Raw genomic sequence first — 23,967 nt, 5'->3', positions numbered from 1 at the left:
TGCAAGGCCATTGCGCCCTCAGAGCACCGGACGCCGTCAGTCCAGCGACGCGGTGAAGCGCTGGATGCGCTCGCAGGCCTGTTCGAGCTGCTCTTCCGAGGTCGCATAGGAGATGCGGAAGTTCGGGCCGAGCCCAAAGGCCGAGCCATGCACGACCGCGACGCCTTCAGCTTCCAGAAGCTCGCCGACGAAATCCTCGTCCGTCTCGATGACCTTGCCCGATGGGGCCGTCTTTCCCAGCGTGCCCTCGCAGGAGGGGTAGACGTAGAACGCGCCCTCGGGCGTCGGGCAGGCGATGCCCCTGGCCTGGTTGAGCATGGAGACGACGAGATCGCGCCGGCCCTGGAAGATCGCCTTGTTGCGTTGGACGAAATCCTGCGGCCCGGTGAGCGCCTCGAGCGCGGCCCATTGGGCGATCGAGCAGGCGCCCGAGGTCTGCTGGCCCTGGATCATGTCCATCGCCTTGATGAGTTCGAGCGGTCCGGCTGCGTAGCCGATGCGCCAGCCGGTCATGGCGTAGGCCTTGGAGACGCCGTTCATCGTCAGCGTGCGCTCGTAAAGCGCCGGCTCGACTTCGGCGATGGTGCGGAAGGCGAAGTCGCCATAGGTGAGATGCTCGTACATGTCGTCGGTGAGCGTCCACACATGCGGATGGCGCAGAAGCACGTCAGCCAGCGCCTTGAGCTCGGCCTCGGTATAGGCGGCGCCCGACGGGTTGGAGGGCGAGTTCATGACCAGCCACTTGGTCCTCGGCGTGATCGCCTTTTCGAGCGCCTCGGGCGTCAGCTTGAAGCCGTTGTCGATGGTGGTTTCGGCAAAGACCGGCGTGCCGTTGCACAAGAGCACCATTTCGGGATAGCTGACCCAGTAGGGTGCCGGGATGACCACCTCGTCGCCGGCATTCAGCGTCGCCATGAAGGCGTTGAACAGGATCTGCTTGCCGCCGGTGCCGACGATCGTCTGCTCGGGCCTGTAGTCGAGATTGTTCTCGCGCTTGAACTTGGCGGCGATCGCCTCGCGCAGCGGCGCGATGCCGGAAACCGGCGTGTATTTCGTCTCGCCGCGGCGGATCGCATCGATCGCCGCGTTCTTGACATTGTCCGGCGTGTCGAAATCCGGCTCGCCGGCGCCCAGCCCGATAACGTCACGGCCTTTCGCTTTCAGCTCGCGTGCTTTCTGGCTGACCGCGATGGTTGCGGAAGGCTTCACGCGGGAAAGGGCGTCGGCAATAAAAGCCATGACTGGGGTCTCCGTTCGGGTGGGTTTACGCTACGCAATCGCAGCGGCCCTCTAATGTCGCAATGCGCGCCAAATCGCAAGGCTTGCCAGTAGTGGGCGCGCGTTTACGATCGGGCAATTCGAACCTGCTTATATACACTCAATGGCCGGCAGAGCCGCAGCGGGGGCGTCGCATTGTGCTATACATGAACCGGGGCAGCCGACACGTGTCGGCATCTTGCGGACAGGGAGCGCCCCGGCATGATCGACGGGATTGACGGTTTCGCCCTTCGGCAGGCGCTGATCGCCGACGAGATCGGCCTGGAAACCGGCATCTTCGGAAACTACAGACTGAAAAGCGCCTTCCAGCCGATCTATCGGCGCGAAGGCGCGCTGCTCGTTGCCTGCAGTGTCGAGGCGCAACTCGCGCCCTTTGCCGGACACCGGCCGGCCGCTCCGGCGCGCCTGTTTGCGGAGGCCGGAGAGGGGCTGCGTGCTTATCTGGAGATGCTCTGCACGACATTGCATCTGCACAATTATTGGCATGCCGGCTTTGACGAGCTCGAAATGTACCCGCTCCATATTGCCGTCGGCCCGCAATTCGGCGGCCACAACGACGCCGAACGGGCGGCGGGCCTGGTTGCCGAGATTTGCGATGAGGCCGGCTTGGCGCCCGAGATGCTGATATGCGGCATCGATGCAGGCGAAGCCGACGCGGGCGCGGGCAGGACCTTTGCCGGCGCCTTGCACCGACACGGGATCGCCGTTTCGATGGGTTTTCGTACCGCCGACGGCCCCTCCTTCGAAGCGCTCGCGGAGACCGGCCCCGATTTCGTGCGCATCGACGGTGCGTGGCTGCGCGCCGTTCGCAATGGCGGCGCGGCGGCGCGGCTCCTTGCGGTGGCGATCCGCGCGTTGGGCGGCTTCGGCACGCGGCTTCTCGTGCAGGGGATCGAGGGACCGGCCGAGCTCGACGCGGCGCTCGAAGCGGGCGCCGCATATTGTCAGGGGTCCCATCTGCATGTGCCACGCCCGGCCGGCGCGATCCTCGACGAACGGCCGCTGTCGGTCGCCTTGCTGCTGGAAGACACAAGCCGGCCCGCGCAGGAAAGGTGATCGCGCGGGACGGCGGCTTGCGGAGCAGGCTATTTCGCCTGCTTGCGAACGTCGCCAGACCGGCGCGCAAACACCTCCTTGGCCGTGTGCAATCCGTTGACGGCGGCGGGAAAGCCCGCATAGACGGCCATCTGGATCAGGATCTCGACGATTTCATCCTGGCTTAGGCCGACATTCAGGCCGGCTTCGAGATGAACCACCAGTTCGGGCTTGGCGTTGCCCATGGCCGAAAGCGCGGCAATGATCGCGATCTCCCGCGATCGCCGGTCGAGGCCGGGGCGGCTGTAGATGTCGCCATAGGGGAATTCGAGAATATAGTTCGGAAGATCGGGAGCGATGTCGACCAGCTCGGCGAGGAAGTCGTCGCCGGCTTCCCGACCAATTTCGGCAAAGGCCCGCCGGCCACGTTCGCGTCGGCTGTCACCGGTATTTGCAGCGTGCTGTGCCATTGTCAGATCCTCTCTTGATGTGCCGACCGCTCGGCGGCCACATGTTGCGGACGCGATGCGCGCAAGGGAGCGCTGCGTGGCAGCGGTGCTGCTCCGAACGATCCCCTCCGCGCATATTCAAAAAAGCTTGAGTCGCTTATTCAGCAAGTTGTGCACCGGTCCGACCCCTCACCGGGTCGGACTGTCGTATAAGTATAGAAGTCAGTCTATAAACACGCAAAAATTGTATCCGCTGCAACCCAAGAGTCAAGGGCGAACAGTCCCGTGATGGTGGCCGAGGAATGCAGCGGCGCCATGGATCAGCCGAATTCATGATTCCTGCAAAACAAATGACTGGATCGAATGGGCGGCACGCATCTAGATCTATCCCGAACCTCTGGAGGTTGCACATGATCACGATCTACGGGATGGGCGACAGCGGCAATTGCTACAAGCCGCGCCTGCTGCTGGCGAAACTCGGCAAGCCGTTCCGCCATGTCGAGGTGAACTCGATCGACGGATCGACGCACACGGCGGACTATCTCGCCAAGAACCCGAACGGCAAGGTGCCGCTCCTGGAGACGGAGGACGGCCGCTTTCTCGCCGAGTCCGATGCCATGCTGCTCTATCTGGGCGAGGGAACGCGATTCCTGCCGGAAGATGCCTTCGAACGGGCGCTCGTCTATCAGTGGCTGTTCTTCGAGCAATACAGCCACGAGCCCAACATCGCCGTCAGGCGGGCATTGTTCGTCTATCCTGAACGCGCCCACCAGGCGACACCCGAACGGTTGGCGGCCACCCTGGACGGCGGCAACACGGCGCTTTCGGTGATGGAACGGCAACTGGCGCAGACACCGTTCCTTGCCGGACAGGCGATCAGTGCCGCCGACCTGGCGCTCTATGCCTATACGCACGAGGCGGAAAAGGGCGGGTTCGACCTCTCCGCCTTTCCCGCCGTTTCGGCCTGGCTGGAGCGCGTTCAAGCCGATCCCGGCCATGTGCCGATCGACTGGCTGCCTGGAGACTGAGCATCAGGGCCGCGTAGTCGGGTTGATAATGGCGGATTGGTTTCCCCCTCCACCGCCTTCGGCGGTCCCCCATCCCCGCTTCGCAGGGGAGGAGCCGGCGGCGGCGGATCCTCCTCCATTTATGGGGGAGGGGGGGCATGGTGGAGGGGGCAAATGCGCCTGCCTTGGGGTGAGGAGCGAACGCGCATTAATCCGGGTTCGAAGCGTCCGGCCGCAGCGACACGCCGTTGAGCTCCGCGGTCACATCGGACAGCATCGGCACGTAGTCTTCGCCATGGCCGGTGGTGACGGCGAGCGCGAACGCGTTGCGCACCGCCGCACCGAGAGGATTGGCCGCACCGGCCGCATTGGCGAAGGCCGACAGGTAGCTCAGATCCTTCAACCCGTTGGCCAGCGCAAATTTGTGCGCTTCCGGGTCGCGATCGAGCACCCACTGGAAGAATGTCTGGTAGAACGGGCAGTCCATGCGCCCGCCGCGAATGACGCTGTCGAAGATCGCCGGCGTGACGCCGGCCTTGGCGCCGAGCGCCAGCGCCTCGGAATAAAGCGCGGCATAGCCGAGCGAAACGAAATTGTTCAGGAGCTTCATCGTGTGGCCGGAGCCGACCGGCCCCGTATGGACGATCTTCTGGGCGAAGGTCTCGAGAACCGGCCGGGCGCGCTCGAAGGCGGCTTCGTCGCCGCCGGCCATGACGTCGAGCGTGCCGGCCTCGGCGTCTTTCGGCGTGCGCGACAGCGGCGCGTCGATGAGCGCGATGCCTTTCGAGGAGAGTTCCGTCGCCAGCCTGATGGTCGAGGAGGGGTCCGAGGTGGAACAGTCGCAGATCAAAAGCGGCTTGCCCGCCGAGGCCAGGCCGTCCTGCCCGGTGACGATCGCCTCGACCTGCGGGCTGCCGGTGACGCAGAGGATGACGATATCGCTCGCTTCGGCCAGTTCACGCGCCGTTTCGGCCTCTCTCGCGCCGTGTCGCTTGAGCTCCTCGATCGCATCGCGGCGGCGATGGCCGAGAACGGTAAGCTCGAATCCCTTGTCGACGATGTTCTTTGCCATGCCGCGGCCCATCAGGCCGACGCCGGCAAAGCCGATGCGTTCCTTGCTCATCCGTGTCCTCCTCCGGTTCTCGTTCCGGGGGACGATAAGGCTTTTCGCTTTGCGGGTCACGCATCGGGGAGAGGATAGCGGCCGCTTGTGTGCTGACGCCGCCGCTCAAAACAGGAAAGGCGGGATTTCTCCCGCCTTTCCTAACATTTCGATCTACCGGTGCGGCCCTGCAAGGCCGGTCACGGATCAATCCATGCTGCTGAGCTGACCAGCCGAGGACTTGCCGGTGCGGCGGTCCTGCTCGATCTCGTAGCTGACCTTCTGACCGTCGTTGAGCGTGCCCATGCCGGCGCGCTCCACGGCGGAGATGTGAACGAACACGTCGGAGCCGCCGGCATCCGGCTGAATGAAGCCGTAGCCCTTGGTCGCGTTGAACCACTTGACGGTTCCAGTTGCCATATTTGAAGTCCTGTCTTGATTATAACGTCTGTTTGACCTTCGGGCGATCAGCCCTCGGGCCGCCTGTATCGAGATTTTGGAGAAAGACGCAGGCAGACGCGACAAGTCGCAGCCAGTTTGGTCGATCGGCCGAAAATATCAATGTGCAATCGATAAACTGTTGCGGCGCGTTTGGCAATGGTGCTGCGCCGATCAACCGAATTCACGCTTTCGCGAATGTGAAACTCTTGACTGGTCAAGCGTTGGACACAGGATATCCTGTGACGAAAGATTGGGCGCAATCCGCCTGGCGCGTTGCGCCGGGCGCGCGGACGATCCAAGGAGGCACAGATGCCGAAAGCGAAACTTCTCCTGACCCTGGCCGCAACCGGGCTGCTGCTGGCCAGCGTGCCGGCCGAGGCGATCTCGCGCTATAACTCGACGTCGATGAGCTGCGCCCGGGTCCAGGCTGCCGTGCAGCGCGAGGGCGCGGTGATCCTGCGCCATCGCTCGACGCGCAATCCGTCGCTGACGCTGTATGACCGCTATGTCGCCGACGGGCGCTTCTGTGCGGTCGGCGAGGTGGCGGACAATGCCTGGGTGCCGACAAGCGACCGGCGCGACTGCTTCGTGCGCAACTGCAGGAGCTTCGATCGCGATCGCGACGGTTTCTTCTTCCGCGACTGACTGGCAGAGTGACGGCGTTCAAAAGGCGAAGGACGCCTGGGCTGGTGGTGGGGGCGTGAGGTCGATGCCCTCCAGCGCCAGCATTGCCTGCTTGGTCGCCGTGCCGCCGGGGGCGGAAAAGCCGCCGATCTTGCGCCCGGCGGCCAAAATACGGTGACAGGGAACCACCAGCGGCAGGGGATTGGCGCCGAGCGCCTGGCCGGTCTGCCGGGCCTCGCCTTCATGGCCGGCCCATGCGGCAAGCTCGCCATAGGTCACGGTCTCGCCGAAGCCGAGCTGGAAGGCGGCGCGGTAGATCGCCAGGCGAAAGGGCGGGATACCGGCAAGGTCGAGCGGGACATAGGAAAAATCGACCGTCGAACCTTGCGCATAGCGGCCGATGTCGTCCGCAAGCCGCGCGACCCACCGCGGCAGGGCGGCAACGTTCGTCACCGTCATGCAGTCGGCAGGCGCCAGGCGGGCGAGCCGCCGTTCGGTGGCCGCACGGTCACCTTCGGGCAGGCAGACGCGGCACAGGCCGCGCCCTGTCCAGGCAATGCCGATCGGCCCGATCGCCGTCTCGACGACATATTGGCCGGCCAGAACGGTCATCGGCTCCTCTCGCATCGAATTTGCACTCTGTCAGGCTATCACGTTCCGTTCCTTGAACATATGACGAACAAGGCAATGCTGACAGGGGCTGCCAGCGATTGCCGGCCGGTCTTTTGGCCTGCCGCCTCAATGCCGCCCCATTCGGCGGCGTTGAAGGAGAGGGCGGGTGCAACCCGGGAGAGGGTGCATGAAATCGATATCCGGCGGCCTGGCCGTCACGCTGATGGCGGCGTTTCTGGGCGCCTGCGCGAGCAGCGGCGACACCGATACGCTGAACGCCTATGCGGAGGCGACGCCGGGCGCGCCGCTGGCGGAGAATTTCGCCTCCGGCCCGGTCGCGCCGCGCAGCGCCGAGCTCGACCAGCTGATCGCCGCCTATGCCAATCATTACGAGGTTCCCGAATCCCTGGTGCGGCGCGTGGTCAAGCGGGAGAGCAATTTCAATCCGACGGCGCGCAACGGCCCCTATTGGGGGCTGATGCAGATCCGCCACGATACGGCCGGAACGATGGGCTACCGCGGGTCGGCCTCCGGCCTGCTCGACGCCGGTACCAATCTCAACTACGCGGTGCGCTATCTGCGCGGCGCCTATCTGACCGCCGGCGGCAATAACGACCGTGCCGTACGCTACTATGCCAGCGGCTATTACTACGACGCCAAGCGCAAGGGCCTGCTCGACGAGACGGGTCTGGGCACGGACCGGAAGTGAGTAGCGGCAGGCGCCTGCGTTTCCATGCGCGCGCCGATGGGTTGATCAAGGGCTGTCGGGAGTGGGTAGCGCGGTGAGGGTGCTGGTTGAGGCGCCAATCTTTCCACCTCGTCATCCTCGGGCGTGAGACCCGAGGATCCATGCCGGAGCGGCTGCGACCTGCGTAGCGGCGCAGAACTGCCGTCTGCCGCCTCGTTTGTCCGGGACACTCAGGCATGGATCCCAGGGTCTGCGCCTCGCGGCGCTCGGCTCGCCCTGGGATGACGAAGGGTGGGAGAGCCTGCCGCGTCAAAAATACTCCTGCAGCGGCCTGACCTCCAGGCTGCCGGCCTTCAAGGCGGCGATGGCCTCGGCGGCGGCAACCGCGCCCGCCATGGTGGTGTAATAAGGCACCTTCTGCATCAGCGTTGCGCGGCGCAGCGATTTCGAATCCGACACCGCCTTCTGGCTGTCGGTGGTGTTGAAGACGAGCTGGACCTGGCGGTTGCGGATCGCATCCTCGATATGCGGGCGACCCTCCAGCACCTTGTTGATCTTCTCGGCCTCGACGCCGTTTTCCTTCAAATAGCGGGCCGTGCCGCCGGTGGCCAGGATCCGGAAGCCGAGCCCGGCCAGCCGCTCGACCGCCGGCAGCACCTTGGCCTTGTCCTCGTCGCGCACCGAGACGAAGAGCGTGCCCGAGCGCGGCAGGTCGACGCCGGCGCCGAGCTGCGCCTTGGCAAAGGCCAGCGCGTAGTCGTGGTCGAGCCCCATGACCTCGCCGGTGGAGCGCATTTCGGGCCCGAGAAGCGTGTCGACGCCGGGGAAGCGGGCGAAGGGGAAGACCGCCTCCTTGACCGCGATATGGCCCAGCCCGCGTGGGTCGGGCTTCTCGCCGTAATGGGCGAAGGCGTCGCCAAGCGTCTCGCCGGCCATGATGCGCGCGGCGATCTTGGCGATGGGGCGGCCGATCGTCTTGGCGACGAAGGGCACGGTGCGCGAGGCGCGCGGATTGACCTCCAGGACGAAGATGTCGCCGTCCTTGACGGCGAACTGGATGTTCATCAGCCCGCCGACATTGAGCGCCCTGGCAAGCGCGGCGGTCTGCCGCTCCAGTTCGTCGACCAGCGAAGGCGCGAGCGAATGGGCCGGCAGCGAGCAGGCCGAATCACCCGAATGGATGCCCGCCTCCTCGATGTGCTCCATGATGCCGGAGACGAAGGTTTCGGAGCCGTCGCACAGGCAGTCGACGTCGACTTCGATGGCGTCGCTCAGATAGGTGTCGAACAGAAGCGGATTCTTGCCCAGAAGCGTGTTGATCTGGCCGGTCTTGTCGTTGGGATATTTGTGCTTGATGTCTTCCGGCACGAGCCCCGGCACGGTGTCGAGCAGGTAGGACTGCAGCCGGCTTTCGTCGGGGATGATCTGCATGGCGCGACCGCCCAGCACATAGGATGGGCGCACGACGAGCGGAAAGCCGAGCTCGCCGGCGACCAGCCGGGCCTGCTCGACGGAGAATGCGATGCCGTTCTTGGGCTGCATGAGGCCGAGCTTGGTCAGGAGCTTCTGGAAGCGGTCGCGATCCTCGGCCAGATCGATCATGTCGGGCGCGGTGCCGAGAATGGGAATGCCCGCCGCCTCGAGCGCGCGGGCGAGTTTCAGCGGCGTCTGGCCGCCGAACTGGACGATCACGCCGGCGAGCGTTCCCGCCTGCTTCTCGGCGCGCAGGATCTCAAGCACGTCCTCGTCGGTCAACGGCTCGAAATAGAGCCGGTCGGAGGTGTCGTAGTCGGTCGAGACCGTCTCCGGGTTGCAGTTGACCATGATCGACTCGTAGCCCGCATCGGCGAGCGCGAAGGCGGCATGGCAGCAGCAATAGTCGAACTCGATGCCCTGGCCGATGCGGTTCGGTCCGCCGCCGAGGATGACGACTTTCTGGCGATCCGAGATCTGCGCCTCGTCGGAAAGGCGGCCGGCGAATGGCGTCTCGTAGGTCGAATACATGTAGGCCGTCGGTGAGGCGAACTCTGCGGCGCAGGTGTCGATGCGCTTGAAGATCGGATGTACGTCGAGCGAATGACGAATCTTCCTAATGTCTTCGGCGTCTTTCTTCACAAGCGAGGCGAGGCGGGCATCGGAGAAGCCCATGGCCTTGAGCATTCTGAGATTGGCCGCATCTGTGGGCAGGCCGTGCTCGCGCACGCGATCTTCCATCGCCAGGATGCCGGCGATCTGCTCAAGGAACCACGGATCGATCTTGCACATGGCGTGCACTTCGTCGAGCGAGGTGCCCATGCGGATTGCCTGGGCCACCATGCGCAGCCGGTCGGGCGTCGGCGTGCCGAGCGCCGCGCGGATAGCGTTCTTGTCGTCGCTTTCGCCAATGCCGGGGATCTCGATCTCATCGAGCCCGGTCAGGCCGGTTTCGAGGCCGCGCAGCGCCTTTTGCAGCGATTCGGCGAAGGTGCGGCCGATCGCCATGACCTCGCCGACCGACTTCATGGCCGTCGTCAGCACCGGCTCGGAGCCGGGGAACTTTTCGAATGCAAAGCGCGGGATCTTGGTCACCACGTAATCGATCGACGGCTCGAAAGAGGCGGGCGTGGCGCCGCCGGTGATGTCGTTTTCGAGCTCGTCGAGCGTGTAGCCGACGGCGAGCTTTGCCGCGACCTTGGCGATCGGGAAACCGGTGGCTTTTGAGGCGAGCGCGGAGGAGCGCGAGACGCGCGGGTTCATCTCGATGACGACGAGACGGCCATTGTCGGGATCAACGGCGAACTGGACGTTGGAGCCGCCCGTTTCCACGCCGATCTCACGCAACACCGCAATCGAGGCGTTGCGCATCATCTGATATTCCTTGTCGGTCAAGGTCAGCGCGGGGGCGACGGTGATGGAATCGCCGGTGTGCACGCCCATCGGGTCGATGTTCTCGATCGAGCAGATGATGATGCAGTTGTCGGCGCGGTCGCGCACGACCTCCATCTCGTATTCCTTCCAGCCGAGCACCGATTCCTCGATCAGCACCTCGGTGGTCGGCGAGGCGTCGAGGCCGCGCTCGACGATGTCGAAGAATTCCGAGCGGTTGTAGGCGATGCCGCCGCCGGTGCCGCCGAGCGTGAAGGAGGGACGGATGATTGCCGGCAGGCCGACATGGTCGAGTGCCTGCGCGGCGATCGCCATGGCATGCGCCATATAGCGCTGCTTGCGGTCGCCCTCGCCGAGGTTCCATTCCGTTTCCAGCGCGTCGAGGGCGGCGTCGAGGTCGTTGCCCTGATGGGCCGCCTTCAGTTCGAGGCGCTGCGCCTCGTGCTTCTTGCGGTCGGCATTCTTCACCTCGGTGGCGTTGGCGAGCATGGAGCGCGGCGTCTCGAGACCGATCTTCGCCATCGCCTCGCGAAAAAGCGCCCGGTCCTCGGCCTTGTCGATGGCATCGGCATCGGCGCCGATCATCTCGACATTGTAGCGCTCGAGCACGCCCATGCGCCTGAGCGAAAGCGCCGTGTTGAGCGCCGTCTGGCCGCCCATCGTCGGCAGGACCGCGTCGGGGCGCTCGCGGGCGATGATCTTGGCCACGACTTCCGGCGTGATCGGCTCGATATAGGTCGCATCTGCCAGCTCCGGATCGGTCATGATCGTCGCCGGATTGGAGTTGACCAGGATGATGCGGTAGCCTTCCGCCTTCAGCGCCTTGCATGCCTGCGTGCCGGAATAGTCGAACTCGCAGGCCTGGCCGATGACGATCGGCCCCGCGCCGATGATCAGGATCGACTTGATATCGGTGCGTTTCGGCATGGGCTGGGATCCGTCGGTTTGCGTCTTGCACGAAGGGCCGGGGAGGCGGACCTCACCGGCTTGTGCAACAGGATTGTGTTGTCAGGCTAGGCGCGCCTTATAGGGGAGGACACGCGTCAAGGTAACCCCGAAAATGTGCCTCACGGCGCGTGCAACGCAATTCTTCGGCAAACGGGGCCGTCAGCGCCCCGTGCCGCCCACGGGCGCCAAATGCAGAACCGCGGCATTCCGCTCCCGCGGCTCCTGCCTCCCATACGGAGCGGTGACCAGAACGCTGTCGATGAGGCCCGGAAAGCGGCGGTCGAGCGCGTCGCGGCGCAGCGTCACGAGCCGCCTGGTGCCGCTGGGCTCGACGCGGATGATGCCGGCCTCGCGCAATCTGGAAAAATGATAGCTCAGGCCCGTCTTGGAACCCAGGTCGCAAAACTCGCCGCAGGCCATCCCGCTGCCCTCGTGCGATGCGAGATATCCGACGATGGCGAGACGCGTCGGATCGCCAAGCGCGTTGAGTACGCTCGACAATTCGATCTGGTCCAATTCAGGATGCCACAAAGCCATGGCCGGAAAACTACAGACAACCCCTGACAAGTCAACGCCAGTTTCCGTACACGTAAGGTCCTCCACGGAAAATTGTGGCATATAAGACGGATGGCGCACGAACTGCCGCGTTCATGCGCCATTTTCAGCGCGCCAGATCAATATGCTGGAACATGTGCCTTTCGCTCAAACGAACCCGTTTGAGCGGGACATGTTCCAGTGGTTCGTTTCCAACATTTGCATCCCATTTGTATCGGCCCTAAGAGCAAATGTTGGAAACAAAAGAACCGCTAGCAAGTCTATGATTCTAGTGGAACTTTTGAATTCGACATTCGATCTCTGGGGCGACATCGAGTGGGTATCGAATGTCAAATTCGTTCCACTAGATCCGTCAATAGATCGTATCGACCGGCAGTCCGAGCGCCATGGCACCGGCATATTGTGCCTGCGGGCCGCTCTGCAGCGGATGGTACCGCGCGGCCTGAATGTCGCGGAAGCAGCGCTCCAGCCCGTTGCGGCGATAGAAGGATGCGCCGCCGGCAAGTTCCATGGCCAGTTCGACCGTTTCGATGGCGTTGCGGGCGACGAGGGCCCGGCCGATCATCACCTCGTTGACGCTGTCGGCAGACGGGGCGTTGCGCTCGGCCACCTCCACCATCAATCGATGGGCCAGATGCGCGGCCCTCAATGCAGTGTCCATGCGCCCGGCGAGGTCGAGGAGGCTGGGCGTCGACGGCCGCTTTCGGGCCAGGCCAATCGCGATGTCGCGGGCCTGTTCGGCCACACCCAGATAGGCGGCATAGATGAGCGGGAAAGCGACTGTCGCGATGATCTGGAAGACGGGATGCCATTGTCCGGCGGGTCGCGAGAAGGCGACCGCGCTGTCGGGCACGAACAAGCCCTCGACGACAACATCGTTGGAACCTGTTCCGCGCATGCCGAGCGTCTGCCACGTATGCTCGATGCGTACCTCCGGCGCCTTCATCGGCACCGGGAAATGGATGACGTTCCGCGTCCCGTCCTCAGCCGTTGCGATGGCGCCGGTAATCAAGAGGTCGCCAATCTCGGCCCCCGAGGTGAACGCTTTGCGGGCGGAAATCCTGTACCCGCCTTCCACCTTCTCGGCAACGCCCGAGCCGCCGATCCAATCCGAGCCGCCGCTCGACAAAAGGATCAGCCTCTCTGCCGCGACGCGGCGCAAAAGCGGCTCCATCGCTGTCGCGTTCTGATGCCGCCAGCGCCACGCCGGGATCGCCACCTGATGCGTGTGCATGGCGAATGCGAGTGCGGTCGAGCCGCAGGCATGGCCGATTTCGCGCAGCATCTCCGCCAACGCGCCTATGTCGGCGCCAAGCCCGCCGAGCTCGGCGGGAACGCCCGCCTCGACGAGGCCGGCTGAGCGAAGGTCCTCGTAGTTTTCCGCGACGAAGCTGTCGTTGTCGTCGGCCTGCCGGGCCCTGGCGGCAAATTGGTCTGAGAGGCTGCGGGTAATCGCGACGACGTCTTGTGTGTTACCTGTTTCGGCAAGTTTCTGTGCAAGTCCAGTTTCGGCTACCATTGGGTTGCTCCATGCAAGATCTGCCCCGCGATGATGATCTCGCTGCGATCGGTCGCCGTCCAGTTCACGAACTGTAGCGTGGCATTGGCGGGAACCTGCATCGGCGGTATGATCGGCGCGGCGGCTGGCTGTGGGAGAACGGCCAATGGAGCGTGGTGGTTACGGACAATTCTGCCCGATCGCGATGGCGTCGGAGATCCTTTGTTCGCGCTGGACGACACTGCTGATCCGGGAATTCCTCTACGGTTCGACGCGCTTCAACGAGTTGCGGCGCGGCGTGCCGCGCATGTCCCCGGCACTTTTGTCGAAACGGCTCAAGGAACTGCAGCGCGCCGGCGTGATCGTCACCTATACGAATGCCGGCGGTGTCACCGAATATCGCCTTTCGCCGGCGGGAGAAGAGCTTGGGCCGATCGTCATGGGTATTGGGGATTGGGGGCAGCGCTGGGTCGAGTCCGACATGTCGCTGCGCAATCTCGATCCTTCGCTCTTGATGTGGGACATGCGGCGCAAGCTCGACATCGATCTGACCGGCCGCCGGCGCTGCACGATACATTTTTTGTATCCCGAGCTGCCGGAAGGCCAGATGAGCTGGTGGATCGCCCTCGATGGCGGCGACATCGAGCTATGCTATGTCGATCCGGGCTTCGATATCGATCTCCAGGTGACAAGCTCGCTGCGTACCATGACGGCGATCTGGATGGGGATATTGGCGGCGGGCCGCGAGATCGACCATGGACATGTGGCGCTCGACGGCGACCGTGTACTCGCCGGCGCGGTACGCAAATGGTTGGGTGCGAAATCGGCCAAGGAAGCCCGTAAGCTCGGGCCGGTGCCGGTTTGAGGCCGCACCATGATACGGGTGGGCGCTGTCTATTGCCGCGGCTCGATGTCGGCGGAGGAAAACCAGACCTCGCGGAAGGTCGCCGTCGCCGTCTCGTCGGGCGCGTGCTGCCCGGTGAACCAGAGCGAGCGGGTGGCGCGGGCCCCGGCCGGCGTCGGCAGGCGGTCTTGAAACCGCGCGGCCGAGGCGCCGACGCAGGGGATGAACCAGGAGCCCATGAAGGGCAGGGCGCTGAAACCCGAAGGCAACCGCCTGACGAGCAGGGCAAGGCCGATTTCCTCGCTCGGCCGCCAGGGAAAGACCAGCCGGCCGCCCGGTTTCAGCGCCGCGATCCAGGCAACGGGCGGGCAGACGACGCCGGCATTGACATAGACGATGTCGGAGGCGGCGATCCCGACGCTTGTCGCATCATCGTCGCGTATCGTGACGTTGTCGAAGCCTGCGAGATTGCGCGCCGCAGCCGCAGCGAGTTCGGGCTCGATCTCGAATGCCTCGACCTGTCCCCCGGGGCCGACGAGCCGTGAAAGGACGGCGGTGTAGTAGCCCGTGCCGGCGCCGACCTGGGTCACGGTTTCGCCCGGTTGCGGCGCGCAGACGCCGATCCAGCGCGCGTGCAGGAAAGGTTCGCCGTTATTGATGCCTTTTTTGGCGTCGAGCGCCACCAGCACGTCGTCGTAGAGATCGGCCGGATCGCTGGTGCGCCGGGCCCACAGATGGCCGCCGGTGCGAATGCGCCATGGCGCCGGCGGAAGGAACTTTTCGCGTTCGACGGCGGCAAACGCCTCCTCGATGCGCGGGTCGGACCAACCGCTCTCTTCCGCCATCCTGCGGGCGTAGTCGGCGCGAACCTTCGAAAGCTCGGACATGATCGCCAGGTCGGTTTCGCTCGCAACGATCCTACAGCCTATTGGCGAGAGATCATAGCGCCCGCCGGGCGCACAAAAACCCTGTGACAGGTTGCAACCTGTTCGCTACTGTTCGACCTGTACGATAGCCCCGGTGCACCGGGCGATGATCGGAGGGTCTGGTCGATGCGCTGGAAAGGTCGACGGCAAAGCAGCAACGTGGAGGATCGGCGCGGCCAGGGCGGCGGCTTCGGGCGCGGCGGATTCGGCCGTGGGCCGGGCATTCGCATTCCAGTCGGGCGCACCGGCGGCGGCAGCGTCTCGGGTATCATCGTGCTTCTGGTTCTCTATTTCGCCTTGCGCGCCTGCGGCATCGACCCGCTGGAAATGCTGGCCGGCGGCGGCGGACAGGTGAGTTCTCCCGGCGGTGGCGGGCAGATCGCGCGGACCGGGCCGCGCAGCGACGACGAGGCGGCGCAGTTCGCCGGCGTCGTGCTGGCCGAAACAGAAGATGTGTGGAGCGGCATTTTCCAGGCCGAGGGCTACGACTATACCGATCCGACCATGGTGCTGTTTTCGGGACAGGTGCGCTCGGATTGCGGCTTCGCCTCGGCGGCGTCGGGACCGTTCTATTGTCCGGGCGATCACAAGCTTTATCTCGACCTCGCCTTCTTCCGGCAGCTTGAGCAGCAGTTCGGCGCCTCGGGCGATTTCGCCCAGGCCTATGTGATCGCCCATGAGGTCGGCCACCACGTGCAGAACCTGCTTGGGGTGCTGCCGCGTTTCAACCAGATGCGCCAGCAGATGAGCGAGAGGGAGGCCAACCAAATGTCGGTGCGGGTGGAGTTGCAGGCCGACTGCTTCGCCGGCGTCTGGGCGCATTTCACCGATCAGAAGGGCTTGCTCGAAGCCGGTGACATCGACGAGGCGCTGAACGCGGCCAACCAGATCGGCGACGACACGCTGCAGCGGCGCACACAGGGTTATGTCGTGCCGGACAGCTTCAATCACGGCACCTCGGCGCAGCGCAAGGATTGGTTCACGCGCGGCCTCGAGAACGGCCGGCTGGGCGATTGCGATACGTTCAGCGGCCAGATCTGAATAGGGTGGTCGGACCAGCGGGCCGTTAGCTCGCAGGCGGAGACCCGGATTCCGTCAATTGACGTCTATCGCTCGGCCAGGGCCGGCTCGCCCTTGCTCTCGCGGATCAGATTGGCGAAGCGGCGGAAGAGGTAGTGCGAATCCTGCGGTCCGGGCGAGGCCTCGGGATGGTGCTGGACCGAAAAGACCGGCTTGCCGGTGATCGCGATGCCGCAATTGGAGCCGTCGAACAGGGAGACATGGGTTTCCTCGACGCCGGCGGGCAGGGAATCGCCGTCGACGGCAAAGCCGTGGTTCATCGACACGATCTCGACCTTGCCCGTCGTGTGGTCCTTGACCGGGTGGTTGGCGCCGTGGTGGCCCTGATGCATTTTCGTCGTCTTGCCGCCGACGGCGAGCGCCAGCAATTGATGGCCAAGGCAGATGCCGAACAGCGGAATGTCAGTCTTCAGGAGATCGCGGATGACCGGCACGGCATAGTCGCTCATGGCGGCCGGATCGCCCGGTCCGTTGGACAGGAAGATGCCGTCGGGATGCATGGCGAGAATGTCTTCGGCCGGGGTCGTGGCCGGAACGATGGTGACTTCCGCGCCGAGCCCGGCAAGCAGGCGCAGGATGTTGCGCTTGATGCCGTAATCGACGGCGACGATCTGCATGGTCGGCTCGCCGAGCGCGCCATAGCCTTCGTCCCACACCCAGGGCGTCTCGGTCCATGTCGAGCTCTGGCCCGAGGTGACGTCCTTGGCCAGGTCGAGCCCGAGCAGCCCCGGCCAGTCGGCGGCGCGGCGCTTGAGATCGTCGACGTCGAATACCCCGTCCGCGGCATGCGCGATGACGGCGTTGGGCATTCCCTTCTCGCGGATGAGGGCGGTCAGCGCGCGCGTGTCGATGCCGGCGAGGCCGACGAGGCCGCGCCGTTTCAGCCACTGGTCGAGATCGGCGGCGGCGCGATAATTCGACGGATTGGTGATGTCGGCCTTGACGATGGTGCCGACGGCGCCGGCGCGCGCGGCCGGCGTCAGGTCCTCGATGTCTTCCTCGTTGGTCCCGACATTGCCGATATGGGGGAAAGTGAAGGTCACGATCTGGCCGGTATAGGACGGGTCGGTCAGAATCTCCTCGTAGCCCGTCAGCGCGGTGTTGAAGCAGACCTCGCCGATGGCGCTGCCTTCGGCGCCCAATCCGCGGCCTTCGATCACCGTGCCGTCGGCAAGGACGAGCAGGGCCGTCGGTCTATCCTGGCCCCAGGGCGCTGTATTTGCAGGCATTATCGTTCTCCGTCATGGCGCACGCGCCGCCGCGGCGCACAGCTGCCTTGAAATACAGCCGCCAAAAGGCCATATGGCGCGTCGAAAAGCGCGTGGCAAGCGGATTGTCCACTTGTCCCGACGCGCAGGCAACAGGTTATGCAGGGCACGGACAATAGGCCAAGCCAGCGGGGCGGTCAATGACTGCAACAGAAACCGGCCCGAAAAGCTTTTGTCAATAAAAACAACAGCTTGATATGGTAGAAACGGTTTGCCACGCGGTGGACCCGGCGTTATTGTCGTTGTGCCAAGGAGATGTGGAGATGCGCGATCAGATCGCGGAAGCGCTCAAGTGTGCACTGAAGGCGCAGGACAAGCGCCGTATTTCGACGATTCGGCTGATTCAAGCCGCCGTCCAGGACCGCGATATCGCAAATCGCGGCGCTGGCAAGGACCCCGTCAGCGACGAGGAGATCGCCCAGATCCTGGCCAAGATGGTCAAGCAGCGCAGGGAATCGGCGCAGGCTTATGAAGAAGGCAACAGGCTGGAACTGGCGGAGCAGGAGCGCGAGGAAATCGACGTGATCCGCGAATTCCTGCCGCGGCAGATCGAGGGCGAGGCGGTCAAGAAGGCCTGCGAACAGGTAATCGACGAGGTCGGCGCCGACGGTCTGCGCGATGTCGGCAAGTGCATGAATGCGCTGAAGCGCAAATTCCCCGGCCAGATGGATTTCGGCAAGGCCAGCGGCATCGTCAAGAACATGCTGGAATAGGGCCGCCACACGGCGCCGGACTGCTGACGAAAGGACGCCGATCCGTCCGTGGCCTGCCCCGACGCGGGCCGTCTCGCGTGAAATCCTGTCCGAACGTGTGAAAAGTCCTGCAGCCACCCGCTTGTGGACGGAGGCGTTTGCAATGTGGAAGTGCACCAGCCCGCCCTATATAACGCATGGTGCATTTTGAGCGCGTCGAGGGATTTGGACGGAGCGGGCGATGATTCGGGGACTTCTTTCATTCGACAGGTTTCTTTTTCCGCGGATCGCGTGGTGGGTTCATCTCATCGGCTTCATCGCGATCCTGATCAGCATGGTGGTCGGGATCGTGTCCGGCGTGGTCATCATCGGCGCGGGCAAGGGCGACACCGCGGCCGGTCTGTTCATGATCGCCGGGACCATCGTCGGCACGATCGTCTCGATCATCGTGTGGCGCATGATCATCGAACTGTGGATGGTGGCATTCTCGATCGACAGCAATCTGCGCGCCATTCGCCAACACGGCCTGCCGAAATAGGCCGTTGCGGCGGAATGCCGGATCTGTCTGCAAGCAGTGCGACACGCCGGTTTGCGGCCGGCGCGGGATCAGGCGGCGGGCTCCTCTTGCCGGGTCTCGGCGTTCGCAGGTGCCGCCTTGCGGCCGTAGGGAATGCGCAGCCATGCCCGTTCGTGGAGATAATAGAGCACCGATTTGGTGACGACTTCGGTAAACCCGATCGCCGCGGCCAGCTTGAAGCTTCCGGTTATGACCAGCGATATGATCATGGTGTCGAGCGTGCCGGTGACACGCCAGGAGAGCGCTTTTGCGAAGCTGCGCGTGTGCGATTCCATCAATGCGGCCTGACCATGTAAGGGGAAGGATGCGGAAGGATGTCTTTTATCCATCCTTATGGTGCCAGGTCAAAGAACAGGATTGCCGCCAGGCAGTGTGGTCAGGCGAATGAATTGCCAAGGACCGGCATTCGGACGAAGGAATCCTTGCGTCGCGCAGGGGTGCATGGCGTGTTCGAGCAGTTCCACAACCGACCGGCGTTGTGAATAGCGGGGGCAGCCGCACGGGATCGTTGGGCACGCCGGTCGATCATGCTTATATGGGCGGTCAGGAGTTCCCAGCAGCCGATGCGTTTTCCACCCGCCTTTCTCGACGAGATCCGCGACCGCGTGCCGATTTCCTCGGTCATCGGGGGGCGCGTGTCCTGGGACAAGCGCAAGACCAATGCTTCGCGCGGCGACTATTGGGCCTGCTGTCCCTTTCATGGCGAAAAGTCGCCGAGCTTTCACTGTGAAGATCGCAAGGGCCGCTACCATTGCTTCGGCTGCGGCGTGTCGGGCGATCATTTCCGCTTTCTGACCGAGCTCGACGGGTTGAGCTTTCCAGAGGCCGTGGAGCGCATTGCCGACATGGCGGGCGTGGCCATGCCGGCGCGCGATCCGGAGGCCGAAAGACGCGAGTCGGCGCGCGCCAGCCTTCATGACGTGATGGAACTGGCGACGAAGTTCTTTCAGGAGCAACTGCAGTCCTCGGTCGGGGCGAAGGCGCGCGCCTATCTGCGCGACCGCGCCCTGACACCGGCGACGCAACAGGCCTTCCGGCTCGGCTATGCGCCCGACGGGCGCAATGTGCTGAAGAACTTTCTGGCCGGAAAGGGCGTGGGGCAGCGCGAGATCGAGGCCTGCGGACTGGTCGTCTCGGGCGAGGACATCGCCGTGTCGTACGACCGGTTCCGCGACCGGATCATGTTTCCGATCGAGGACGCGCGGGGACGGGTGATCGCCTTCGGCGGGCGTGCACTGTCGCCCGACGTGCCGGCCAAATATCTCAACTCGCCGGAGACCGATCTCTTTCACAAGGGCAATGTGCTTTACAATCTGGCCCGCGCCCGCAAGGGCCTGGGACGCGAGGGCAAGGTCATCGCGGTCGAGGGCTATATGGACGTGATTGCGCTCGCGCAGGCCGGTATTGCCAATGCGGTCGCGCCGCTTGGCACCGCGCTCACCGAAAGCCAGCTCGAACTTCTCTGGCGCATGTCCGGCGAGCCGGTGCTGTGTTTCGACGGCGACCAGGCGGGGCTCAAGGCCGCCTACAGGGTGGCCGAGCTCGCCTTGCCGGTGATCGCCGCCGGGCGCAGCGTGCGCTTCGCGATGATGCCGCAGGGGCAGGATCCCGACGACCTCGTCAAGGCGGGCGGACCGGAGGCGTTCGAGGCGCTGGTTGCCGAAGCGCGGCCGCTGGCCGAGATGCTGTGGCAGCGCGAGACCGCCGGCGGGGTGTTCGATACGCCGGAACGCCGGGCCGACCTGGAGCGCAAGCTGCGCGAATTGACCGGCCGTATCCGTGACGAGAACGTGCGTCGCCATTACAGCCAGGACATGCGCGAGCGCGCGCAGGCGTTTTTCGGCAGTGCGCGCCCGGCGCGCCGCGACGGTTGGGGATCGGGCGCCGGCAAGGGCGGCAGGCCGGGACAGGCGGCGGGCAGGCTGGCCGTTTCACAGAGCCTGGCGCGTTCGGCGCTGGTGCGCTCGACCGCCGGCACGATGCCGATGCGCGAGGCGGTCATCCTCACCGCGCTCATCAACCACCCGCAGCTCATCGACGAGGCCTACGATACGGTCGAGCGGCTCGATTTCGATCATGGCGATCTGAAGCGGCTGCATGCCGGGCTGCTCGATGCGATCGCGCATGACGAGGCGGCCGACCGCGACGGCATCGTGGCGGCTCTGGGGCGGCGCGGACTGGGTCAGGTGTGGGAGACGGCGCAGGCCCTGGTGCGGCGCGCCCGCCAATGGCCGGCCCTGCCGGATGCGGCGCTCGACGACGCGCGCGAGGCGCTCGGCCAGGCGCTCCACTTGCACCACAGCGCAGGCGCTCTACATAAGGAGCTCAAGGCGGCAGAAGCCGCGCTTGCGAGCGAGCCGACGGAGGAACATTACCGTCAGCTTCTCGAAATACAGACGCAGTTCCGTGATGTGCAGGCCATCGAGGCGCTCATCGAAGGGTTTGGCGTATTGTCCGGCAGGACCGGGCGAAACCAGTAGGTGCCTGATTCGCATTTTTACGGCGAATCATGGCAGAGCGGCTTGACCTTCCGGCAAAATGACGGAATCAGGGCAGTTCACAATGGTTAAGATGCGGCCGGGACCTTGCCCGGAGCTTTCGGGGCAGGGCAAAGGTTATCTCGGCCAGACGAAATTATGCCCGACTCATCAGGGTTAGTCGGGCATTAACATGAAGGCGGCTACCTGCAGGCAGGTATGCACGCCGCGACGCGCAGGCCGAGGCGGTGGCCGAAGCGTTGCCGGCATCTTGGAGACATGACGAATGGCGACAAAAGAAAAGGAAGAGGTCGAGACCGAACGCGAAGGTGGTCCTGACGGACCGTTGCTCGACCTTTCCGACGACGCTGTCAAGAAGATGATAAAGCTCGCCAAGAAGCGCGGCTATGTCACGATGGACGAACTCAACGCGGTGCTGCCGTCCGAAGAGGTCACGTCCGAGCAGATCGAGGACACGATGGCGATGCTGTCCGACATGGGCATCAACGTCGTTGAAGAGGACGAAGCCGGCGAAGACTCCGACAATTCGGACAGCGAGGAAGAATCGACCGAGATCGCCGAGCAGTCCGGCACGGCCGTTGCCGCGACGACGACCAAGAAGGAGCCGACGGACCGCACCGACGATCCCGTGCGCATGTATCTGCGCGAGATGGGGTCGGTGGAGCTGTTGTCGCGCGAAGGCGAAATCGCCATCGCCAAGCGCATCGAGGCCGGCCGCGAGACAATGATCGCCGGGCTGTGCGAGAGCCCGCTGACCTTCCAGGCCATCATCATCTGGCGTGACGAGCTCAACGAATCGCAGATCCTGCTGCGCGAGATCATCGATCTCGAGGCGACCTATGCGGGCCCGGAGGCCAAGCAGGCGCCGGTGGTCGAGCGCCCCGCCGAGGACGCCAAGCCGAAGGCCGAGGAAAAGCCGCGCCGCGGCGACGACGACATCACCAATGTCGGCGGCGAGTCGCAGGCGGCCGACGATGAGGACGAGGAAGAAGACGAGGCCAATCTGTCGCTTGCGGCGATGGAGGCCGAGCTGCGTCCGCAGGTCATGGAGACGCTCGATACGATCGCCGAGACCTACAGGAAGCTGCGCAAGCTGCAGGACCAGCAGGTCGAGTCGCGGCTCGGTTCGACCGGCGCGTTGTCGTCGAGCCAGGAACGCTCCTACAAGAAGCTGAAGGAAGAGCTGATCACAGCGGTCAAGTCGCTGTCGCTCAACCAGAACCGCATCGAAGCGCTGGTTGAGCAGCTCTACGACATCAACAAGCGCCTCGTGCAGAACGAAGGCCGGCTGTTGCGCCTGGCCGACAGCTACGGCGTTCGCCGCGAGAATTTCCTCAAGGTCTACCAGGGCTCCGAGCTCGATCCGAACTGGGTCGGGACCATCGGCGAGCTTCCCGAAAAAGGCTGGAAGGAGTTCGCCGCCAAGGAGAAGAAGGGGATCGAAGCGCTGCGCGCGGAGATCCAGAACCTGGCTCAGGAGACCGGCATCTCGATCGGCGAGTTCCGCCGCATCGTCAACCAGGTGCAGAAGGGCGAGCGCGAGGCGGCGATCGCCAAGAAGGAGATGGTCGAGGCCAATCTGCGCCTGGTCATCTCGATCGCCAAGAAATACACCAACCGCGGGCTGCAGTTCCTCGATCTCATCCAGGAAGGCAATATCGGCCTGATGAAGGCGGTCGACAAGTTCGAGTATCGGCGCGGCTACAAGTTCTCGACCTATGCGACCTGGTGGATCCGCCAGGCGATCACACGGTCGATCGCCGACCAGGCGCGCACGATCCGCATTCCGGTGCACATGATAGAGACGATCAACAAGATCGTGCGCACCTCGCGCCAGATGCTGCACGAGATCGGCCGCGAGCCGACGCCGGAGGAACTGGCGGAAAAGCTCGCCATGCCGCTGGAAAAGGTGCGCAAGGTGCTGAAGATCGCCAAGGAGCCGATCTCGCTCGAAACCCCGGTGGGCGACGAGGAGGATTCGCATCTCGGCGATTTCATCGAGGACAAGAACGCCATCCTGCCGATCGACGCGGCGATCCAGGCGAATTTGCGCGAGACGACGACCAGGGTGCTCGCTTCGCTGACGCCGCGCGAGGAGCGCGTGCTCAGAATGCGTTTCGGTATCGGCATGAACACCGACCACACGCTGGAAGAGGTCGGTCAGCAGTTCTCGGTGACGCGCGAGCGTATCCGCCAGATCGAGGCCAAGGCGCTCAGGAAGCTCAAGCATCCGAGCCGTTCGAGGAAGCTGAGGAGCTTCCTCGACAGCTAGCGCGCATTCGCTTCAAACGGAACCGTTTGCAGCAAAGATATGCGCGCCAGATAAATCTGTTGGAGCATGTACCTTTCGCTCAAGCGATTCCGTAGGAACGGGACATGTTCTAAGCCACGGCAGCACAATCACGCAGACCATCAAGCCCGGCCCCTGGTGCCGGGCTTTTTGCTGCATGTCTGCGCGAAGGGGAGAGGGAGAGATTGCCTTCCGCTTCTCGGGAATTGCCGTTTTCGGTCAGTTGGGGGCGGCAGCCGCCGTTTCGCCCGGCGGCAGGATGCGCAGCATGAAGGTGGTGACTTTCTCCCCCGGCTTGAACGGTGCGGGAACCTTGTTGCTGACCGGCTCGAGGCTTTTCAGGAATTGCGCTATCGCGGCGACGTCGTCGTCGGTGTAGTGGGCGAAGGCGTGCCACGGCATGATCGGTGCGAGTTCCCGGCCATCGGGACGTTGTCCCGTCTGCAGCGCCGTCACGATCTGATCGACGGTCCAGGCGCCGATGCCGGTCTCCTCGTCGGGGGTAAGATTGGGGCCCACGAAGACGCCGAGGCCGGGGATCTCGAAACCCACGTCCGAGCCGCCGAGAAAGCGTTCCGTGTCGGGATTGCCGAAGAAGTAGCCTGCGGATTCCGATTCAAACCGGCCGGGTATTCCGATTTGAAGCCGGCCACCATTCCGACATGAAGCCGGCCGGGATTCCGATCAATA

The 23,967-nt window shown here is 64.3% G+C and carries 20 protein-coding genes and 2 pseudogenes; 10 read left to right on the top strand and 12 right to left on the bottom strand.

Features of this window, described 5'->3' with window-relative positions:
- Positions 1–36: 36 nt before the first annotated feature.
- The gene (locus tag GM909_RS24480) at positions 37–1,239 is read right to left on the bottom strand and encodes a pyridoxal phosphate-dependent aminotransferase (RefSeq protein ID WP_157020140.1); all 1,203 of its coding nucleotides are present in this window, start codon (positions 1,237–1,239) and stop codon (positions 37–39) included.
- 240 nt (positions 1,240–1,479) lie between these two features.
- On the opposite strand from GM909_RS24480, the gene GM909_RS24475 reads away from it, so the two are divergent.
- A complete protein-coding gene (locus GM909_RS24475) occupies positions 1,480–2,334 on the top strand; it encodes an EAL domain-containing protein (protein WP_157020138.1) in 855 nt (284 codons plus the stop codon).
- 29 nt (positions 2,335–2,363) lie between these two features.
- On the opposite strand, the gene GM909_RS24470 is transcribed toward GM909_RS24475, so the two are convergent.
- Positions 2,364–2,783, bottom strand: coding sequence for a carboxymuconolactone decarboxylase family protein (locus tag GM909_RS24470; RefSeq protein WP_157020136.1), 420 nt, complete (start codon positions 2,781–2,783; stop codon positions 2,364–2,366).
- 389 nt (positions 2,784–3,172) lie between these two features.
- Here GM909_RS24470 and GM909_RS24465 point away from each other — a divergent pair, with 389 nt between their 5' ends.
- Positions 3,173–3,790 carry a glutathione S-transferase family protein gene (locus GM909_RS24465; RefSeq protein WP_157020134.1) on the top strand — a complete coding sequence of 206 codons (618 nt, stop codon included), beginning with the start codon at positions 3,173–3,175 and terminating at the stop codon, positions 3,788–3,790.
- Between the two features lie 187 nt (positions 3,791–3,977).
- Here the strand turns inward: GM909_RS24465 and GM909_RS24460 are convergent, their stop codons facing one another.
- Both GM909_RS24460 and GM909_RS24455 read right to left on the bottom strand, forming a co-directional pair.
- Positions 3,978–4,928, bottom strand: coding sequence for an NAD(P)-dependent oxidoreductase (locus GM909_RS24460; protein ID WP_268890794.1), 951 nt, complete (start codon positions 4,926–4,928; stop codon positions 3,978–3,980).
- A gap of 150 nt (positions 4,929–5,078) precedes the next feature.
- On the bottom strand, positions 5,079–5,291 hold the full coding sequence (locus tag GM909_RS24455) for a cold-shock protein (RefSeq protein ID WP_157020130.1): 213 nt from the start codon (positions 5,289–5,291) through the stop codon (positions 5,079–5,081).
- A gap of 330 nt (positions 5,292–5,621) precedes the next feature.
- Here GM909_RS24455 and GM909_RS24450 point away from each other — a divergent pair, with 330 nt between their 5' ends.
- Entirely contained in the window at positions 5,622–5,957 is a 336-nt protein-coding gene (locus tag GM909_RS24450) for a hypothetical protein (RefSeq protein ID WP_235912066.1), read from the top strand.
- An 18-nt stretch (positions 5,958–5,975) separates the two neighbouring features.
- Here GM909_RS24450 and GM909_RS24445 read toward each other — a convergent pair whose 3' ends face one another.
- The gene (locus GM909_RS24445) at positions 5,976–6,548 is read right to left on the bottom strand and encodes a methylated-DNA--[protein]-cysteine S-methyltransferase (RefSeq protein ID WP_235912065.1); all 573 of its coding nucleotides are present in this window, start codon (positions 6,546–6,548) and stop codon (positions 5,976–5,978) included.
- A 355-nt stretch (positions 6,549–6,903) separates the two neighbouring features.
- Here GM909_RS24445 and GM909_RS24440 point away from each other — a divergent pair.
- A pseudogene (locus tag GM909_RS24440) lies at positions 6,904–7,257 on the top strand (transglycosylase SLT domain-containing protein); the annotation flags it as partial.
- A 288-nt stretch (positions 7,258–7,545) separates the two neighbouring features.
- Here GM909_RS24440 and carB read toward each other — a convergent pair.
- From carB to GM909_RS24425, 3 genes are all read right to left on the bottom strand, one after another.
- Positions 7,546–11,028, bottom strand: a complete 3,483-nt coding sequence (carB, locus tag GM909_RS24435; RefSeq protein ID WP_157020124.1) for a carbamoyl-phosphate synthase large subunit — start codon at positions 11,026–11,028, stop codon at positions 7,546–7,548.
- 180 nt (positions 11,029–11,208) lie between these two features.
- Positions 11,209–11,586 (bottom strand): ArsR/SmtB family transcription factor, encoded by a 378-nt coding sequence (locus GM909_RS24430; protein ID WP_157020122.1) that lies wholly within the window; start codon positions 11,584–11,586, stop codon positions 11,209–11,211.
- A gap of 370 nt (positions 11,587–11,956) precedes the next feature.
- On the bottom strand, positions 11,957–13,123 hold the full coding sequence (locus tag GM909_RS24425) for an acyl-CoA dehydrogenase family protein (RefSeq protein ID WP_157020120.1): 1,167 nt from the start codon (positions 13,121–13,123) through the stop codon (positions 11,957–11,959).
- A 145-nt stretch (positions 13,124–13,268) separates the two neighbouring features.
- On the opposite strand from GM909_RS24425, the gene GM909_RS24420 reads away from it, so the two are divergent.
- Positions 13,269–13,967, top strand: a complete 699-nt coding sequence (locus GM909_RS24420; RefSeq protein ID WP_157020118.1) for a winged helix-turn-helix transcriptional regulator — start codon at positions 13,269–13,271, stop codon at positions 13,965–13,967.
- A 29-nt stretch (positions 13,968–13,996) separates the two neighbouring features.
- Here the strand turns inward: GM909_RS24420 and GM909_RS24415 are convergent, their stop codons facing one another.
- Complete coding sequence (locus tag GM909_RS24415; protein WP_157020116.1) at positions 13,997–14,833, bottom strand: protein-L-isoaspartate O-methyltransferase family protein; 837 nt, start codon at positions 14,831–14,833, stop codon at positions 13,997–13,999.
- A gap of 165 nt (positions 14,834–14,998) precedes the next feature.
- Here GM909_RS24415 and ypfJ point away from each other — a divergent pair, with 165 nt between their 5' ends.
- Entirely contained in the window at positions 14,999–15,913 is a 915-nt protein-coding gene (gene ypfJ / locus GM909_RS24410; RefSeq protein ID WP_157020114.1) for a KPN_02809 family neutral zinc metallopeptidase, read from the top strand.
- Positions 15,914–15,978: 65 nt separating this feature from the next.
- On the opposite strand, the gene carA is transcribed toward ypfJ, so the two are convergent.
- Positions 15,979–17,181: a glutamine-hydrolyzing carbamoyl-phosphate synthase small subunit gene (gene carA / locus GM909_RS24405; protein WP_157020112.1), complete on the bottom strand. Its 1,203-nt coding sequence runs from the start codon at positions 17,179–17,181 to the stop codon at positions 15,979–15,981.
- Positions 17,182–17,483: 302 nt separating this feature from the next.
- Between carA and GM909_RS24400 the strand changes: the two genes are divergently transcribed.
- Together GM909_RS24400 and GM909_RS24395 are read left to right on the top strand one after the other, a co-directional pair.
- Complete coding sequence (locus tag GM909_RS24400; protein ID WP_157020110.1) at positions 17,484–17,933, top strand: GatB/YqeY domain-containing protein; 450 nt, start codon at positions 17,484–17,486, stop codon at positions 17,931–17,933.
- A gap of 220 nt (positions 17,934–18,153) precedes the next feature.
- Positions 18,154–18,450, top strand: a complete 297-nt coding sequence (locus tag GM909_RS24395; protein ID WP_157020108.1) for a DUF4282 domain-containing protein — start codon at positions 18,154–18,156, stop codon at positions 18,448–18,450.
- Between the two features lie 68 nt (positions 18,451–18,518).
- Here GM909_RS24395 and GM909_RS24390 read toward each other — a convergent pair whose 3' ends face one another.
- Positions 18,519–18,764: a DUF2061 domain-containing protein gene (locus GM909_RS24390; protein ID WP_157020106.1), complete on the bottom strand. Its 246-nt coding sequence runs from the start codon at positions 18,762–18,764 to the stop codon at positions 18,519–18,521.
- A 288-nt stretch (positions 18,765–19,052) separates the two neighbouring features.
- Between GM909_RS24390 and dnaG the strand changes: the two genes are divergently transcribed.
- Positions 19,053–20,969: a DNA primase gene (dnaG, locus tag GM909_RS24385; protein WP_157020104.1), complete on the top strand. Its 1,917-nt coding sequence runs from the start codon at positions 19,053–19,055 to the stop codon at positions 20,967–20,969.
- 283 nt (positions 20,970–21,252) lie between these two features.
- Positions 21,253–23,259, top strand: coding sequence for an RNA polymerase sigma factor RpoD (gene rpoD, locus GM909_RS24380; protein ID WP_157020102.1), 2,007 nt, complete (start codon positions 21,253–21,255; stop codon positions 23,257–23,259).
- A gap of 237 nt (positions 23,260–23,496) precedes the next feature.
- Here rpoD and GM909_RS24375 read toward each other — a convergent pair.
- Positions 23,497–23,883: pseudogene (locus GM909_RS24375) on the bottom strand (c-type cytochrome); the annotation flags it as partial.
- Positions 23,884–23,967: the final 84 nt, after the last annotated feature.

Source organism: Mesorhizobium xinjiangense (genome assembly GCF_009749525.1).
GTDB classification, from domain to species: Bacteria; Pseudomonadota; Alphaproteobacteria; order Rhizobiales; family Rhizobiaceae; genus Mangrovimarina; species Mangrovimarina xinjiangensis.
Note: the sequence above shows the minus strand (reverse complement) of the source record. Positions and strands in the feature narration are given on the sequence as shown.

What these genes read in the sequence shown, in the direction of transcription:
- GM909_RS24480 (WP_157020140.1), bottom strand. Translation starts at nt 1,239, where the DNA reads ATGGCTTTTATTGCCGACGCCCTTTCCCGCGTGAAGCCTTCCGCAACC.
- GM909_RS24475 (WP_157020138.1), top strand. Translation starts at nt 1,480, where the DNA reads ATGATCGACGGGATTGACGGTTTCGCCCTTCGGCAGGCGCTGATCGCC.
- GM909_RS24470 (WP_157020136.1), bottom strand. Translation starts at nt 2,783, where the DNA reads ATGGCACAGCACGCTGCAAATACCGGTGACAGCCGACGCGAACGTGGC.
- GM909_RS24465 (WP_157020134.1), top strand. Translation starts at nt 3,173, where the DNA reads ATGATCACGATCTACGGGATGGGCGACAGCGGCAATTGCTACAAGCCG.
- GM909_RS24455 (WP_157020130.1), bottom strand. Translation starts at nt 5,291, where the DNA reads ATGGCAACTGGAACCGTCAAGTGGTTCAACGCGACCAAGGGCTACGGC.
- GM909_RS24450 (WP_235912066.1), top strand. Translation starts at nt 5,622, where the DNA reads ATGCCGAAAGCGAAACTTCTCCTGACCCTGGCCGCAACCGGGCTGCTG.
- GM909_RS24445 (WP_235912065.1), bottom strand. Translation starts at nt 6,548, where the DNA reads ATGACCGTTCTGGCCGGCCAATATGTCGTCGAGACGGCGATCGGGCCG.
- carB (WP_157020124.1), bottom strand. Translation starts at nt 11,028, where the DNA reads ATGCCGAAACGCACCGATATCAAGTCGATCCTGATCATCGGCGCGGGG.
- GM909_RS24430 (WP_157020122.1), bottom strand. Translation starts at nt 11,586, where the DNA reads ATGGCTTTGTGGCATCCTGAATTGGACCAGATCGAATTGTCGAGCGTA.
- GM909_RS24425 (WP_157020120.1), bottom strand. Translation starts at nt 13,123, where the DNA reads ATGGTAGCCGAAACTGGACTTGCACAGAAACTTGCCGAAACAGGTAAC.
- GM909_RS24420 (WP_157020118.1), top strand. Translation starts at nt 13,269, where the DNA reads ATGGAGCGTGGTGGTTACGGACAATTCTGCCCGATCGCGATGGCGTCG.
- GM909_RS24415 (WP_157020116.1), bottom strand. Translation starts at nt 14,833, where the DNA reads ATGTCCGAGCTTTCGAAGGTTCGCGCCGACTACGCCCGCAGGATGGCG.
- ypfJ (WP_157020114.1), top strand. Translation starts at nt 14,999, where the DNA reads ATGCGCTGGAAAGGTCGACGGCAAAGCAGCAACGTGGAGGATCGGCGC.
- carA (WP_157020112.1), bottom strand. Translation starts at nt 17,181, where the DNA reads ATGCCTGCAAATACAGCGCCCTGGGGCCAGGATAGACCGACGGCCCTG.
- GM909_RS24400 (WP_157020110.1), top strand. Translation starts at nt 17,484, where the DNA reads ATGCGCGATCAGATCGCGGAAGCGCTCAAGTGTGCACTGAAGGCGCAG.
- GM909_RS24395 (WP_157020108.1), top strand. Translation starts at nt 18,154, where the DNA reads ATGATTCGGGGACTTCTTTCATTCGACAGGTTTCTTTTTCCGCGGATC.
- GM909_RS24390 (WP_157020106.1), bottom strand. Translation starts at nt 18,764, where the DNA reads ATGGAATCGCACACGCGCAGCTTCGCAAAAGCGCTCTCCTGGCGTGTC.
- dnaG (WP_157020104.1), top strand. Translation starts at nt 19,053, where the DNA reads ATGCGTTTTCCACCCGCCTTTCTCGACGAGATCCGCGACCGCGTGCCG.
- rpoD (WP_157020102.1), top strand. Translation starts at nt 21,253, where the DNA reads ATGGCGACAAAAGAAAAGGAAGAGGTCGAGACCGAACGCGAAGGTGGT.